Below are 13,868 nucleotides of genomic sequence, written 5' to 3'. Positions count from 1 at the left end.
GGCGCAGGGTCGGTTTCCCGACATCGGCGGCGTCGGTGACCCCCTACCGTGTGCGCCGCACCTCCGGCAGTTCTGGCACACTGCCGGTGACCAGGAAGGATCACGGCTCATGAGTGCAACCGCAGCGCGTCCGGACGCCACTGACGCCGACGCCACTGTCGCCGGCTCGGCCGACGTGGCCGACACGGCGAGTATCGGTGCCGGCACCCGCGTCTGGCACCTGGCCCAGGTCCGCGAGGACGCGTCGGTCGGCCGCAACTGCATCATCGGCCGCGGAGCGTACGTCGGTCCGGGGGTCCGGCTCGGCGACAACGTCAAACTGCAGAATCACGCCCTCGTCTACGAGCCGGCGCAGCTCGACGACGGAGTGTTCATCGGGCCGGCGGCGGTGCTGACCAACGACGAGTACCCCCGGGCGGTCACCCCGGACGGGCGGCTGAAGACCGGCGACGACTGGACTGCGGTCGGTGTCACCATCGGCACCGGCGCGGCGATCGGTGCCCGGGCGGTCTGTGTCGCCCCGGTGCGTATCGGCCGCTGGGCGACGGTCGCCGCCGGGGCCGTGGTCACCCGGGACGTCCCGGACTTCGCCCTGGTCGTCGGGGTGCCGGCGCGCCGGGTCGGCTGGGTCGGCCGGGCCGGCGTACCGCTGGTCGCGGACGGCGACGGCCGGTTCGTCTGCCCCCGCACCGGGCAGCGCCACGTCGAGTGCGATGGGCTGCTCACCGAGGAGTGAAGCCGGCCACCCCACATGTGCACGGCAGGATCATCGGCGGTCCGCGGGCCGGGGTCAGGCGTGGGTACGGCGCTTGCGCTCGGGCGCGCCCGCAACGACCTTCTCGGCGGTCTGATCGACCGACACCGCCTCGGTCGGGACCGCGTCCACCGGTAGGGTCTGCTCCGGCTCCGCCGCGGGAGCCTGCGTCGCCGGTGCCCGCTCAGGCTGTTGTGCGGTCGGCTCGGGCTGTTGTTCCGCCGGCTCTGGTTCCTGCGCCAGAGTTACCTGCTCGGCTTCCCGCATCCCGGCGAGGCGCTGCTGCTCGCCGGCAAGCTCGGCCTGGACCGCGCTGAGCGTACGCCGTGCCTCGTCGGACTCCTGCCGGGTGAGCACCATCTGGTGCCGCAGGTCGGCCAGTGCCTGCTGCGCCTCGGCGACCTCCTGCAGCACCTCGGTGAGTTGCTGACCGGCGGAGACCACCTCACGCTGGGCGGATGCCACCTGCTGCTGACTGCTGGCCAGCTGGCGCTGGGCGATCGCCGCGTGCTCCTCGGAGAGACGTCGGACACTCGCGGCGTGCTCGTCGGCGCTGCCCCGCGTGCTGAGCGCGTACTCCTCGGCCTGCTGGCGGATGGTCACCGCCTGCTCCTCGGCCCGGGAGCGGATGTGGGTTGCGTACTCCTCGGCCTCACCGCGCTGGTTGGTGATGATCTCCTGGGTGGTGCTGCGCCACTGCTCCACCTCCTGCTCGGCGGCGGTCCGCAACTCGCCGATCTCCTGCTCCATCGTCGCGCGGCGCCGGTCGACCTCCTGCTGTACGCCGTCGCGTAGCTCGGCGACCTCTGCTTCGGCGGTACTGCGCAGCGTGGTCAGCTCCTGCTCGACCTGGTCACGTCGGGCGGTGAGCTCCTGGTCCAGCTCGGCGCGGGTCTGCGCGACGAACGCGTCGGTCTCGGCGTGCGTCCGGGTGACGTACTCGGTGGCCTGCTCGACGGCCTGGGCGGCCTCCCGGTGGGCCGACTCGGCGGCGGCCTCGCCCTCGGTACGGATCCGTTCGGCGTCCTGCCGGGCGGCGGCGACCGCCGCTTCGGCGGCCTCGCGCAGGTTGGTTGCCTCTTCCTGGGCGGTGGTGACCATGCGGCTGGCGTCCATCCGGGCCTGGGTGACCAGCCGTTCGGCTTCGGCCTGAGCGTCGGCCAGGGTCCGGTCGGCGGTCTCCTGGGCGGTGCTGACCGCGTTGCTGGCCTGTTCCTGGGCGGTGGTGACGGTCTGCCGGGCTTCCCGCTGGGCGGCCTTGACGGTGTCGTCGGCTTCCCGTCGTGCCGCGTGCAGCGCGTCGTCGGCCTGCTGCTGGGCGGTGGCGATGAGCTGGTTGGCCTCCTCCCGGGCAGCGACGAGAGCGGCCTCGGCCGCAGCCCGCAGGTTGTCCGACTCCTCACGGGCGCTGGTCACGGTCGCCTCGGCCTCGGCGCGGCGGGCGGCGTTGGCGCGGTCCTCCTCCGCGCGGCGAGCGGCGAGCGCCAGCTCGAAGTCGCGCATCGCGGTGTCGGCCTGCTGCCGGGCGTCGGCGAGCACCTGCTCGGCCTCGGCGCGGCGGGAGTCGATCTCCTCGGCCGCGTTGAACCGGATCTCCTCAGCCTGGTCCTCGGCGAGCCCGAGGATCTGCTCGACCCGCGGGCCGAGGTGCCGGAACGACACCTGGTCCAGAAAGCTGGTCTCCCTCCGGGCCTCGGTCAGATCGGCCTGGAGCTGCTCGATCTGCGCAGCCAGGGTGTGCATCTGCACGTAAATCTGTTCCCGTTCCGCGCCGAGCGTGGCCAGCTCGTTCTCGGTACGGGCGATGTAGCGGTCGACCTGACGTTTGTCGTACCCCCGGATCGCCAGCTCGAAGTTGGGCCCCGATCCGGAGTCCCCGTCAAGGTTGAAGAGTTCTTCGCCTTGCGCCATGGCTCCATCCTCACACGCAACGCCCTGTTGCGGGGCGATACCCATGCTCCTGACAGGACGCGCGTCACTTCGGATGATTTGCCAGGTGTGAACCATTCGCCCAGCGGGTATGCCGCATCACCGGCGGTGATCGTGCGCGTCGCCGCCGGGCGGCAGGGCTGGCCGGGACACGCACAGCAGGGGACCGGGCACCGAACGCGAAGGGCCGCGCCGGAGCACCGGCGCGGCCCTTCGGCGGTTCGGTTCAGCTGGTCAGCTCGCTGAACGGTGTCCAATCAGTGGTCAGCTCGCCGACTTGGCGTTGACCGGCTCGGCGTTCTCGTCGGCCTTGCCGCTGTCCGCGCCGCCCGCCGGCACGCCGGGAACGATGCCGGCCAGGCCGGAGAGCATCTGGCCCAGCTGCGAGGTGACCGCGTCCTTCTGCCGGTTGAGGTCCTCGACCTCGCGGCGGGCGGCCTGGGTGGTCAGCTCGGCCTCGGTCCGGGCCTCGGTGAGCAGTCGGTTGGCTTCGCTGCGCGCCTCGTTGAGAGTCTTGTCCGCCAGCGACTTCGCCTTGTCCACGGTCTCCTGGGCGGACCGCTCGGACTCGATCCGGCGTGCCTCGGCGCGCTGCTCGATCTCCTTGGACCGGTCCTCGGCGGCCCGGGCACGCCCCTCGGCCTCGGCGACCATCCGCTGGGTCTGTGCGACCTGGGCGGCGTGCCGCTCGGACTCTTCCCGCTCGGCCTTCTCCCGGCGTTCAGCCAGCTGCAGCTCCAGTGCCTGCAGATCCTTGTCCCGCTTGTCGCGGGCGTCGGTGAGCAGCTTGGTCGCCTCGGCCCGCTTCTCCTCAGCCTCCCGGGCCGCCTTGGCCCGCAGTTGGGTGATCTCCCGCTCCGCGGTGGCCCGCAGGGTGGCGACCTCGCGCTCCACGGTCGACTTCAGCTCGGCGACCTCGTGGGCGGTGACCGCCCGCAGCTGCTTGGTCTCCCGTTCCGCGTCGGCCCGCAGCGTGTCCGCCTCGCGGCGGGCCTGCACCCGGACCTCGGCCGCCTCCCGCTCAGCCGCGGTCCGGACGCTGCCCGCCTCCCGCTCGGCCCCGGCCTTCATCGCGGCGGCCTCGGCCCGCGCCTTGTCGGTGATCTCCCGGGCCTCCAGCCGGGCCGCAGAGAGGATGCCCTCGGACTCCCGCTTGGCCTCACCGCGGTGGTCGTTGGCCTGCTCCTCGGCCAGCCGGAGAATCTGCTCCACCCGGGTTCCCAGGCCGGAGAGGGTGGGCCGGTTGTTCTCCTCGAGCTGCTTGTTGGTGTCGGTGAGCTTCTGTTCGACCGCGTTGAGCCGCTGCTCGGCCTGGCGGAGCCGGCGCTGCGCGTCGTTCATCCGCTGCTCGGCCTCAGCTCGAGCCTGCTCCGACTGGGTGAGGGCGGCTACCAGGCGCTGCAGGTGGTCATCCACCTGGTTGCGGTCGTAGCCACGAAGCACGACGGTGAAGTCGTGCGGAGCGCTGGCGTTATCGAAGAACGCAAGGGAGGACTGCTGCTGGGGCATTGAGACATAGTGGCAGATGTACCAGGGTGTTTCGCAAGAGCGAACTGCCCGTCACCACGATAGCCGACATGGTCATCTTTCCTTGGCCGACCGGCGCTCGGTATACGAATTGTAGGCGTATGCGTACGCAACGAAGTCTTTCGGGTGGTCGGGTCATCGCCGTGCACTCCGTCCAGAGCCCGGTCATGGCGATGTATGAGCAGCTCAGAGCGGTTCCTCTGGGTGCTTTCCGGGCGACGCCGGGTGGGGCCGTGGCTCAGCCTGCGGGCCAGCCGACGACGAACCGTTACGCCGCCAGTGCCACGCCGGGTGGCCCGCCGTCGGACGCCGTACCTGAAAACCGGTGAAGTTGTCCGGCCCGCTTCCTTTCGGCATTCCCGACCGACCAGTTCCGGTCCGTCGATCCGCATCAGCGGACCGGAACTGGCCGGCCAGTCGGTACGACCGGGCCGGTTTGTGACTTAGGCCGGCTGGTCCGGGGTCGCCGCCGGCTGGACCAACTCGACCAGGACGCCGCCGGCGTCCTTCGGGTGCACGAAGTTGATCCGCGAACCTGCGGTGCCCGGCCGAGGTGCGTCGTAGAGCAGCCGTAGTCCGCGCTCGCGCAGCGCCGCGCACGCCGCGTCGATGTCCACCACCGTGTACGCCAGCTGCTGCATCCCGGGGCCGTTGCGGTCCAGGAACTTGGCGATGGTCGACTCGGCAGACAACGGGGCGAGCAGCTGCACCTGACCGCCGTCGGGCACCGGCCCGACGGCGAGCATGGCCTCGCGTACCCCTTGGGCGTGATTGACTTCCAGGTGTACGCAGCGCATGCCGAAGGTGCGGGTGTAGAAATCGAGCGCGGTGTCCAGATCCGCCACAGCGATCCCGACATGGTCGATCTTCAGCAGGCCGATGTCTGTGACATAGTCCGCAGCGGCCTCGGCAGGAGCTTCTTCCGTCATGGCGATAGTCTGGCCGAACCATCGTTAAGTTGTCGCCGGCACCCCGGCCTTGTCCCACTGTGCGGAGGCGGAATCCCATGACCTCGGTGATCGTCAGCGGCGCACGCACCCCGATGGGCCGGTTGCTCGGCAACCTGAAGGACTTCCCGGCCACCGCCCTCGGCTCGACCGCGATCTCCGCCGCCCTCGGTCGCGGCGGCGTCGACCCCGATCAGGTGCAGTACGTCATCATGGGCCAGGTGCTCCAGGCCGGCACCGGCCAGATGCCGGCCCGGCAGGCCGCGGTCGGCGCCGGTATCCCGATGAGCGTACCCGCCCTCACCATCAACAAGGTCTGCCTTTCCGGTCTCGACGCGATCGCGCTCGCCGACCAGTTGATCCGGGCCGGCGAGTTCGACGTCGTGGTGGCCGGCGGGATGGAGTCGATGACCAACGCGCCGCATCTGCTGCGCGGCCAGCGTGCCGGCTACAAGTACGGCGACGTGGTGGTCGCCGACCACATGGCCCTGGACGGGCTGACCGACGTGTTCGACTGCTGCGCGATGGGCGAGTCGACCGAGCGGCACGGCACCCGGCTCGGCATCAGCCGGGCCGAGCAGGACGCCTTCGCCGCCACCAGCCACCAGCGGGCCGCAGTAGCCCAGAAGAACGGCGTCTTCGCCGAAGAGATCACCCCGATTGAGGTGCCGCAGCGCAAGGGTGACCCGGTCCGGCTGCTCAACGACGAGGGAATCCGGCCGGACACCACCGTCGAGACGCTGGCCCGGCTCCGTCCCGCCTTCACCCCGGACGGCACCATCACCGCCGGTAGTTCATCACCGATCTCGGACGGCGCGTGCGCCGTGGTGGTGATGAGCCGGTCCCGGGCCGAGGCGCTCGGCCTCGACTGGATCGCCGAGATCGGCGCGCACGGCAACGTCGCCGGCCCGGACAACTCGCTGCACTCCCAGCCGTCCAACGCCATCCGGCACGCCCTCGGCAAGGCCGGGATGACCGTCACCGATCTCGACCTGATCGAGATCAACGAGGCGTTCGCCGCCGTCGGCGTCCAGTCGACCCGGGACCTCGACGTCGATCCAGGCATCGTCAACGTCAACGGCGGCGCGATTGCTCTCGGTCACCCGATCGGCATGTCCGGCGCCCGGCTGGCGCTGACTCTCGCGCTGGAGCTGCGCCGACGCGGCGGCGGGACCGGCGCCGCTGCGCTCTGCGGTGGCGGCGGGCAGGGCGACGCCCTGATCCTGCGGGTGCCGACCGCGAAGTGACCGCAGGCTCCGACGGCGAAGTGACCGCAGGCTCCGACGGCCAGGTGAGCCGGGGCGGCTCCCGGGACGTACCGGATCTCGTCCGGCGGGCCCGCGCCGGCGACGCTCGGTCCGTCGCGCGGCTGATCACGCTGGTCGAGTCCGGTGGGCCGCAGCTGCCGCGGATCGCCGCCGAGCTGGCCGGGCACACCGGGCACGCCCTGGTCGTCGGGCTGACCGGCGCCCCCGGCGTCGGCAAGTCGACCACCACCAGCGAGCTGGTCCGGGTGCTGCGCGGCCGGAACCTGCGGGTCGGCGTCCTCGCCGTCGATCCGTCCAGCCCGTTCACCGGCGGTGCGATCCTCGGCGACCGGGTACGGATGCAGGACCACGCCACCGACCCGGGCGTGTACATCCGGTCGATGTCCAGCCGGGGCCACCTCGGCGGGCTGTCGTCGGCGACCCCGGCGGCGGTCCGGGTCCTCGACGGCGTCGGCTGCGACGTCGTGCTGATCGAGACGGTCGGCGTCGGGCAGGCGGAGGTCGAGGTGGCCGGGCTGGCCGACACCACGGTGGTGCTGCTCGCCCCCGGCATGGGTGACGCCGTGCAGGCGGTGAAGGCTGGCATCCTGGAGATCGCCGACATCTTCGTGGTCAACAAGGCCGACCGCGACGGCGCCGACGGCACCGTACGGGACCTGAAGGGCATGCTCGCGCTGACCGCCACCGCCCCGGGCGGCTGGCGCCCGCCGGTGCTGCGGACCGTGGCCGCCCACGGCGACGGTCTCGACGAACTGGTGACCGCGATCGAACGGCACCGCGACTGGCTGGCCGGCCGGGGCGAGCTCACCGCCCGTCGGGCCCGGCGGGTCGCCGCCGAGGTCGAGGCGATCGCGATCGGCACGCTGCGCGGGCGGATCAGCTCGCTGCGCGACGGTACGCTGCCCGCCGAACTCGCCGCCGAGGTGCTCGCCGGCCGGCTCGACCCGTACGCCGCCGCCGATCGGCTACTCACCGAGTTGACCGGGCCGGCCCCGCCGTCGCGCTGACCGGGCCCACCCCGCTTCCACCCCATGCCATGCCGACGGCTGCCATCCCCCCGCTGAACCGGCTGCTCCCGCAGGGCGCGGTCGGCGCACCGACGCGAGGTCCGCTAGGGTCGGCGCGTGCCCACCACCGTCGATCTCCCGATCATCGAGCTCGCGGCTGCGACCGTAGGCTACCTCAGTGCCGAGCCGGTGCTGCGTGACGTGACGCTGACCGTGCGACCCGGTCACCTGCTGGCGGTCACCGGGCCGTCCGGCGCGGGCAAGACGACCCTGCTATCGGCGATGGCCGGCCTGCTGCGGCCGATCGGCGGATCCATCTCGCTTGGCGGTGAACCGCTGCGCGGCCGCGACCACGCCGTGGATCGCAAGGTCGTGCTGGTCCCACAGGACAACGGTCTCGCCGCGATACTGACAGCAGGGGAGAACCTGCAGGTGGCGCTGATCGCTGTCGGGATGAGCCCAGCGGCAGCGCGGCGGGCCGGCGCGGCCGCACTCGACCGGCTCGGCCTCGCCGGTCAGTCCGACCAACTCGTCGAGGAGCTCTCCGGCGGCCAGCAGCAGCGGACCGCGTTGGCCCGGGCGCTGGCGCTGCACGGTGACGTGCTGCTCGCCGACGAGGTGACCAGCGAGCTGGACGCGGCCAACCGTCAGCTGGTCCTCGACCTGCTGCGGGCCGAGGCCGACCGGGGTGCAGCCGTCGTCTTCGCCACCCACGACTCGGAGGCGGCTGCCGCCTGCGACGCCGAACTGCACCTGCTCGACGGCCGGGCCGAACTGACCCGGCCATGGCCCGACCTACGAGTGATCTAGAAGGATCTGGCCGGTATATCGACCATGGTTCTTCTAGATCGCGGCGGGGCTCGGTCGGCACGCGGCGGACTCAGCCGGCGCGGGCAGGTTCAACCCGGCCAGCCGGCCGCTCGGAGCGCCGCGGTCAATGGTCGACTATTTCGGCCGGGCGCACCCGGATCAGATAGGCCGGGAAACGGAGGATCCGGTCGCCGGCGACGCCAGCACGCGTCGAGGTAACGCACCCGTCCGGCCCGGTCCTTGCGCCGCTGTTGCAGGTCCGGTGGCGGCAGTCGATGCCGCCGGCAGAGCCGGACGAAATCGATCTCGGACAGCGCGGTCGCCCCACCATCGGCGTCCGCCGCCGCAGCGGCGATCAACCGGCGTCGCCGGACCCGGGGCAGCCAGCGCAGGGCGGCGAGGATCTCGGCCGGAACGACCCGACGCTGTTGGCAACCGGCGGCGATGATCGCCTGCGCCTCGTCGTCGGAACGTGCCCATTCTGCGGCATCGACCAGCGACCGCGCCATGCTGGTACGCATCGGGCGACCCACCTGGTGATGTTCCTCGGGCGTCACCGTGGTCCGCCGGACCATCATCGCCGGCATGTCGAGGGGCAGCCGACGACGTAGCTCCGGGTACTGCCGGTCACCGTCGACGAGTACCTGGATCGGACCCGCGCCACCCGCGAAGCGCAGCACTCCTTCACGGGCTGCGGTGAGCCCGCCCAGCAGCGCCGTCGGGCCTGCCAACAGCACAGCTACCCAGAGTGTCTGCTCGGCGGTCAGCGGCCCGTTGCTGGTAAACACGATCCCGGCACAGATCCGCCGTCACTGCCCACGACCGATACGCCGGCGCAGCCCGGACCGGCCCAGATGCTCGGTGGCCTGCGTCGAGGTGAGGACGCCGGACTGCTCGAACACCAGCCAGTCGAGATTCCGGCACCGGCCGGCATTCCGACACCGGCCGGCCCGGCAGCGGGTCACAACTGCGGTGCCACCTCGGCGGCGACGAGCTCGATGTGGTCCAGGTCGGCCAGGTCCAGCACCTGCAGGTAGATCCGTTGGGCGCCGATCTCGGCGTACCGGCCGATCTTGTCCACCACCTCGGCCGGCGTGCCGGCCAGGCCGTTGGCGCGCAGCTCGTCCGGCTCCCGGCCGATGACCGCCGCCCGCCGCGCCACCTCGGCGTCGTCACGACCACAGCACAGCACCAGCGCGTTGGACAGCCGCAGGCCGTCCGGATCGCGGCCCGCCTCGGTGCAGGCCGTCCGCACCTGCTGGAACAGCCGCGCCGACTCGGCGAGGCCCTCGAACGGCACGTTGAACTCGTCGGCGTAGCGGGCGGTCAGCTGCGGGGTCCGCTTGCGGCCCTTCCCGCCGAGCAGCACCGGCGGCCGGGGCCGCTGCACCGGCTTGGGCAGCGCCGGAGAGTCGGTGACCTGGTAGTACCTGCCCAGGAAGTCGAAGGTGTCGCCGACCGGGGTCTCCCACAGGCCGGTGATGATCGCCAGCTGCTCGTCGAGCCGGTCGAACCGCTCGGCCAGCGACGGGAACGGAACCGCGTACGCGGTGTGTTCGGCCTCGAACCAGCCGGCCCCGATGCCGAACTCGACCCGACCGCCGCTCATCTCGTCGACCTGCGCGACGGTGATCGCCAGCGGACCGGGGTAGCGGAAGGTCGCGGCGGTCATCAGGGTGCCGAGCCGGATCCGGCTGGTGTCCCGGGCCAGCCCGGCGAGGGTCGTCCAGGCGTCGGTCGGGCCGGGCAGTCCGTCGCCGCCCATCGCCAGATAGTGGTCGGACCGGAAGAATGCGTCGTACCCGGCGTCTTCGGCGCACCGGGCCACCGCGAGAAGCTGCTGGTAGCTGGCACCCTGCTGAGGTTCGGTGAAGATCCGCAAGTCCACGCCGTCGAGCATATGCCGGTCAGGACGACCGGGCCGGGCGCACCGGTACGCCCGGTAGGAGACGTTGTCGTCGGGGACTTCATCGACCAGCACCGCGCTACCTGGGACCCGACCCGGTTTACCCTGTGTCGTTGCTGAGTGCCGCGCCGCCGCCGGAAGTGAGGAAGGCCGTTCATGCGCTGGTCCCGACTACACATTCCTACGTTGCGCGATGACCCGGCGGAGGCCGACGCGCCGAGCCACCGGCTGCTGCTGCGGGCCGGCTACCTGCGGCAGTTGATGGCCGGCCACTACTCGCTGCTGCCGCTGGCGGTGCGGGTACGGGCGAAGGTCATCGAGGTGATCCGCGACGAGATGACGCGGATCGGGGCGCAGGAGTTCAGCCTGCCCGCGTTGCATCCGGCGGAGATCTGGCGCCGGACCGGTCGGTGGGATTCGATGGGTGAGGAGATGTTCCGGCTGCGCGACCGCAGGGGCGCCGACCTGGCGTTGGGCATGACCCACGAAGAGGTGTTCACGATCCTCGCCCGGGAGCTGAACTCCTACCGGGAGCTGCCGCAGCTGTGGTACCAGTTCCAGACCAAGTTCCGGGACGAGCCGCGGCCCAAGGCCGGGCTGCTGCGCACCCGCGAGTTCACCATGAAGGACTCGTACAGCTTCGACCTGGACCGGGCCGGGCTGGACCGGTCCTTCGACCTGCACCACGACGCGTACCGGCGGATCTTCGACCGGCTGGGCGTCCCGGCGGTTGCCGTGCAGGCGTCCAGCGGTGCCATGGGCGGGTCGGCGTCGGTCGAGTTCATGTGCCCGGCACCGACCGGCGAGGACCAGGTGGTCGACTGCCCGGCCTGCGGCTACGCCGCGAACCTGGAGAAGGCGACGTCGCGGCTCGATCCATGGACGGACGCCGCCGGGTCCGCCGCCCCGCAGCCGTTCGACACCCCGGGCGTACGGACCATCGACGATCTCGCGGTGCGCTTCGCCGCGCCGGCCGACCGGCAGATCAAGACCCTGGTGTACGTGCTCGACGGCGAGCTGACCCTGGTGCTGCTGCGCGGCGACCATCCGCTCAACGAGCAGAAGCTGGCCGACGCCACCGGTGCGGTGCAGCTGCGGGCGGCAGCCGCCGACGAGATCCGGGCGGCGTTGGGGGCGGCCCCGGGCAGCCTGGGCGCGGTCGGGGTGACCGGGGTGCCGGTGATCGCCGACGAGGCGCTGCGCGGCCGGCGGGACATGTTCACCGGCGCCAACGTCGACGGCGTCCATTTGCGTGGCGTCGACGTCGGCCGGGACGTCTCCGTCGGCAGCTGGGCCGACCTGCGCGAGGTGGCCGCCGGTCAGCCGTGCGTGACGTGCGGGGAGCCGCTGCGGGTACGCCGGGCGATCGAGGTCGGGCACATCTTCAAGCTCGGGCAGCGCTACAGCGAGGCATTGGACGCGGCGGTGCTCGACCCGGCCGGCGACCGGATTCCGGTGGTGATGGGCAGTTACGGGATCGGGGTGGAACGGGCGATGGCGGCGATCGTTGAAAGCCACCACGACGCCGAGGGAATCGTCTGGCCGGTGGCGGTCGCCCCGTTCTCGGTGGCGGTGGTCGTCGCCCAGGTCGACGACCGGCCGGTCGCCGAGACCGGCGAGCGGATCTACCAGCGGCTGCTCGCCGAGCGGGTGGACGTGGTGATCGACGACCGAGCGGAGCGGGCCGGGGTCAAGTTCCGCGACGTCGAGCTGGTCGGCATTCCGTTGCGGGTCACGGTCGGCAAGCGGTCGCTGGCCGAGGGGGTGGTCGAGGTGACCGACCGGGCCACCGGGGAGACGGTACGGGTGCCGGTGGGCGAGGTGGTCGACCATCTCCGGCGGCTGTTGCGGCCGGCGGGCTGAGGTGGCATCCGTCGACGATCGCAGCCGGTGGGCTTAGCGATCGTTCAGTACGGGCTCTAGACTCGGATCCGCCCGGACCCGAGGAGGCCCTTCGATGGACGCCGAACAGATTGCCGCCGGTCGCGCCCGCTGGCAGGCCCGCTACGACGCCGCGAAGAAACGCGACGCGGACTTCACCACGCTGTCCGGCACGACGGTGGATCCGGTCTACGGTCCGCCCGACGGCGCCGACCACCCCGGCTTCGAGCGGATCGGCTGGCCGGGCGAGTACCCGTACACCCGAGGGTTGTATCCGACCGGCTACCGGGGGCGGACCTGGACCATTCGGCAGTTCGCCGGCTTCGGCAACGCCCGGCAGACCAACGAGCGGTACAAAATGATCCTCGGTGCCGGCGGCGGGGGACTGTCGGTGGCCTTCGACATGCCGACGCTGATGGGCCGCGACTCCGACGACCCGCAGTCGCTCGGCGAGGTCGGCCACTGCGGGGTGGCGATCGACTCCGCCGCCGACATGGACGTGCTCTTCGACGGCATCGACCTGGCGGCGGTCACCACCTCGATGACCATTTCCGGGCCGGCGGTGCCGGTGTTCTGCATGTACCTGGTCGCCGCCGAACGGCAGGGCGCCGACCTGGCCACCCTGGACGGCACCCTGCAGACCGACATCTTCAAGGAGTACATCGCCCAGAAGGAGTGGCTGTTCGGCCCCGAGCCGCACCTGCGGCTGATCGGTGACCTGATGGAGTTCTGCGCGCGGCGGATCCCGCGCTACAAACCGCTGTCAATCTCCGGATACCACATCCGGGAGGCCGGCTCCACCGCCGCGCAGGAGCTGGCGTACACCCTCGCCGACGGCTTCGGCTACGTCGAGCTGGGGCTCTCCCGCGGGCTGGACGTCAACCGGTTCGCCCCCGGGCTGAGTTTCTTCTTCGACGCGCACGTCGACTTCTTCGAGGAGATCGCGAAGTTCCGCGCCGCCCGGCGGATCTGGGCCCGCTGGCTGCGCGACGAGTACGGCGCCACCGACGAACGCGCCCTCTGGCTGCGGTTCCACACCCAGACCGCCGGGGTGTCACTGACCGCGCAGCAACCGGTCAACAACGTGGTACGTACGGCGGTCGAAGCGCTCGCGGCGGTGCTCGGCGGCACCAACTCGCTGCACACCAACGCCCTGGACGAGACCCTGGCGCTGCCCACCGACGAGTCTGCGGAGATCGCGTTGCGTACCCAGCAGGTGCTGATGGACGAGACCGGGGTGGCCAACGTCGCCGACCCGCTCGGCGGTGCCTGGTACGTCGAGGCGCTCACCGACCGAATCGAGGCCGAGGCGGAGGAGATCTTCGCCCGCATCCGTCAGCTGGGCGGCGACGGCCCGCACCCGATCGGGCCGATCACCTCCGGCATCCTGCGCGGCATCGAAGACGGCTGGTTCACCGGGCAGATCGCCGAGGCGGCGTTCGCGTACCAGCAGGCGGTCGAGGACGGCCGGAAGAAAATCGTCGGGGTGAACTGCCACACCGGTACGGTCGCCAAGGAGCTGGAGATCCTGCGAATCTCTCACGAGGTGGAGGTCGAGCAGCGCCGGCTGCTGGCCGCCCGTAAGGCCGACCGGGACGACGCGCTGGTCCGCCGCCGACTCGACGACCTGGTCACCGCAGCCCGGGACGGCGACAACATGGTGCCGGCGATGCTCGACGCGGTCCGCGTCGAGGCGACCCTCGGCGAGATCTGCGATGCGCTGCGTGCCGAATGGGGCGTCTACCGCGAGCCGGCCCGCTTCTGATCCGACCCCGCGCTCCTGACCTGGGGGCCCGTGCCGGCCACCAATCGGGGGCAGCGGTTCCAAGGGATTCATGG

At 71.6% G+C, this 13,868-nt stretch carries 11 protein-coding genes; 6 read left to right on the top strand and 5 right to left on the bottom strand.

What is annotated here, in order from left to right; translation table 11 throughout:
* Nucleotides 1-109 precede the first annotated feature (109 nt).
* Entirely contained in the window at nucleotides 110-736 is a 627-nt protein-coding gene (locus O7553_RS20565) for an acyltransferase (protein WP_281551320.1), read from the top strand.
* A 54-nt stretch (nucleotides 737-790) separates the two neighbouring features.
* Here O7553_RS20565 and O7553_RS20560 read toward each other — a convergent pair whose 3' ends face one another.
* The 3 genes from O7553_RS20560 to mce all read right to left on the bottom strand — a co-directional run bounded on the left by O7553_RS20560 (nucleotide 791) and on the right by mce (nucleotide 5,139).
* Nucleotides 791-2,665, bottom strand: coding sequence for a hypothetical protein (locus O7553_RS20560; protein ID WP_281551319.1), 1,875 nt, complete (start codon nucleotides 2,663-2,665; stop codon nucleotides 791-793).
* A 282-nt stretch (nucleotides 2,666-2,947) separates the two neighbouring features.
* On the bottom strand, nucleotides 2,948-4,192 hold the full coding sequence (locus O7553_RS20555; protein ID WP_281551318.1) for a DivIVA domain-containing protein: 1,245 nt from the start codon (nucleotides 4,190-4,192) through the stop codon (nucleotides 2,948-2,950).
* 461 nt (nucleotides 4,193-4,653) lie between these two features.
* Nucleotides 4,654-5,139, bottom strand: a complete 486-nt coding sequence (gene mce, locus O7553_RS20550; protein WP_281551317.1) for a methylmalonyl-CoA epimerase — start codon at nucleotides 5,137-5,139, stop codon at nucleotides 4,654-4,656.
* A 77-nt stretch (nucleotides 5,140-5,216) separates the two neighbouring features.
* Here mce and O7553_RS20545 point away from each other — a divergent pair, with 77 nt between their 5' ends.
* The 3 genes from O7553_RS20545 to O7553_RS20535 all read left to right on the top strand — a co-directional run bounded on the left by O7553_RS20545 (nucleotide 5,217) and on the right by O7553_RS20535 (nucleotide 8,242).
* Entirely contained in the window at nucleotides 5,217-6,404 is a 1,188-nt protein-coding gene (locus tag O7553_RS20545) for an acetyl-CoA C-acetyltransferase (RefSeq protein ID WP_281551316.1), read from the top strand.
* Between the two features lie 20 nt (nucleotides 6,405-6,424).
* Nucleotides 6,425-7,432 carry a methylmalonyl Co-A mutase-associated GTPase MeaB gene (gene meaB, locus O7553_RS20540; protein ID WP_281555686.1) on the top strand — a complete coding sequence of 336 codons (1,008 nt, stop codon included), beginning with the start codon at nucleotides 6,425-6,427 and terminating at the stop codon, nucleotides 7,430-7,432.
* Nucleotides 7,433-7,573: 141 nt separating this feature from the next.
* Nucleotides 7,574-8,242, top strand: coding sequence for an ATP-binding cassette domain-containing protein (locus tag O7553_RS20535; protein ID WP_281555685.1), 669 nt, complete (start codon nucleotides 7,574-7,576; stop codon nucleotides 8,240-8,242).
* Nucleotides 8,243-8,331: 89 nt separating this feature from the next.
* Here the strand turns inward: O7553_RS20535 and O7553_RS20530 are convergent, their stop codons facing one another.
* Both O7553_RS20530 and O7553_RS20525 read right to left on the bottom strand, forming a co-directional pair.
* Complete coding sequence (locus tag O7553_RS20530; protein WP_281551315.1) at nucleotides 8,332-9,030, bottom strand: hypothetical protein; 699 nt, start codon at nucleotides 9,028-9,030, stop codon at nucleotides 8,332-8,334.
* 173 nt (nucleotides 9,031-9,203) lie between these two features.
* On the bottom strand, nucleotides 9,204-10,130 hold the full coding sequence (locus O7553_RS20525; RefSeq protein WP_281555684.1) for an LLM class F420-dependent oxidoreductase: 927 nt from the start codon (nucleotides 10,128-10,130) through the stop codon (nucleotides 9,204-9,206).
* A gap of 174 nt (nucleotides 10,131-10,304) precedes the next feature.
* Here O7553_RS20525 and O7553_RS20520 point away from each other — a divergent pair, with 174 nt between their 5' ends.
* Nucleotides 10,305-12,011: a proline--tRNA ligase gene (locus O7553_RS20520; protein WP_281551314.1), complete on the top strand. Its 1,707-nt coding sequence runs from the start codon at nucleotides 10,305-10,307 to the stop codon at nucleotides 12,009-12,011.
* Nucleotides 12,012-12,105: 94 nt separating this feature from the next.
* Nucleotides 12,106-13,794, top strand: a complete 1,689-nt coding sequence (locus O7553_RS20515; RefSeq protein WP_281551313.1) for a methylmalonyl-CoA mutase family protein — start codon at nucleotides 12,106-12,108, stop codon at nucleotides 13,792-13,794.
* Nucleotides 13,795-13,868 lie beyond the last annotated feature (74 nt).

Origin of the sequence: Solwaraspora sp. WMMA2059, assembly GCF_027497315.1 — a bacterium.
In the GTDB taxonomy this organism is placed as follows: domain Bacteria; phylum Actinomycetota; class Actinomycetes; order Mycobacteriales; family Micromonosporaceae; genus Micromonospora_E.
Note: the sequence above shows the minus strand (reverse complement) of the source record. Positions and strands in the feature narration are given on the sequence as shown.

What these genes read in the sequence shown, in the direction of transcription:
- O7553_RS20565 (WP_281551320.1), top strand. Translation starts at nt 110, where the DNA reads ATGAGTGCAACCGCAGCGCGTCCGGACGCCACTGACGCCGACGCCACT.
- mce (WP_281551317.1), bottom strand. Translation starts at nt 5,139, where the DNA reads ATGACGGAAGAAGCTCCTGCCGAGGCCGCTGCGGACTATGTCACAGAC.
- O7553_RS20515 (WP_281551313.1), top strand. Translation starts at nt 12,106, where the DNA reads ATGGACGCCGAACAGATTGCCGCCGGTCGCGCCCGCTGGCAGGCCCGC.
- O7553_RS20545 (WP_281551316.1), top strand. Translation starts at nt 5,217, where the DNA reads ATGACCTCGGTGATCGTCAGCGGCGCACGCACCCCGATGGGCCGGTTG.
- O7553_RS20555 (WP_281551318.1), bottom strand. Translation starts at nt 4,192, where the DNA reads ATGCCCCAGCAGCAGTCCTCCCTTGCGTTCTTCGATAACGCCAGCGCT.
- O7553_RS20560 (WP_281551319.1), bottom strand. Translation starts at nt 2,665, where the DNA reads ATGGCGCAAGGCGAAGAACTCTTCAACCTTGACGGGGACTCCGGATCG.
- O7553_RS20520 (WP_281551314.1), top strand. Translation starts at nt 10,305, where the DNA reads ATGCGCTGGTCCCGACTACACATTCCTACGTTGCGCGATGACCCGGCG.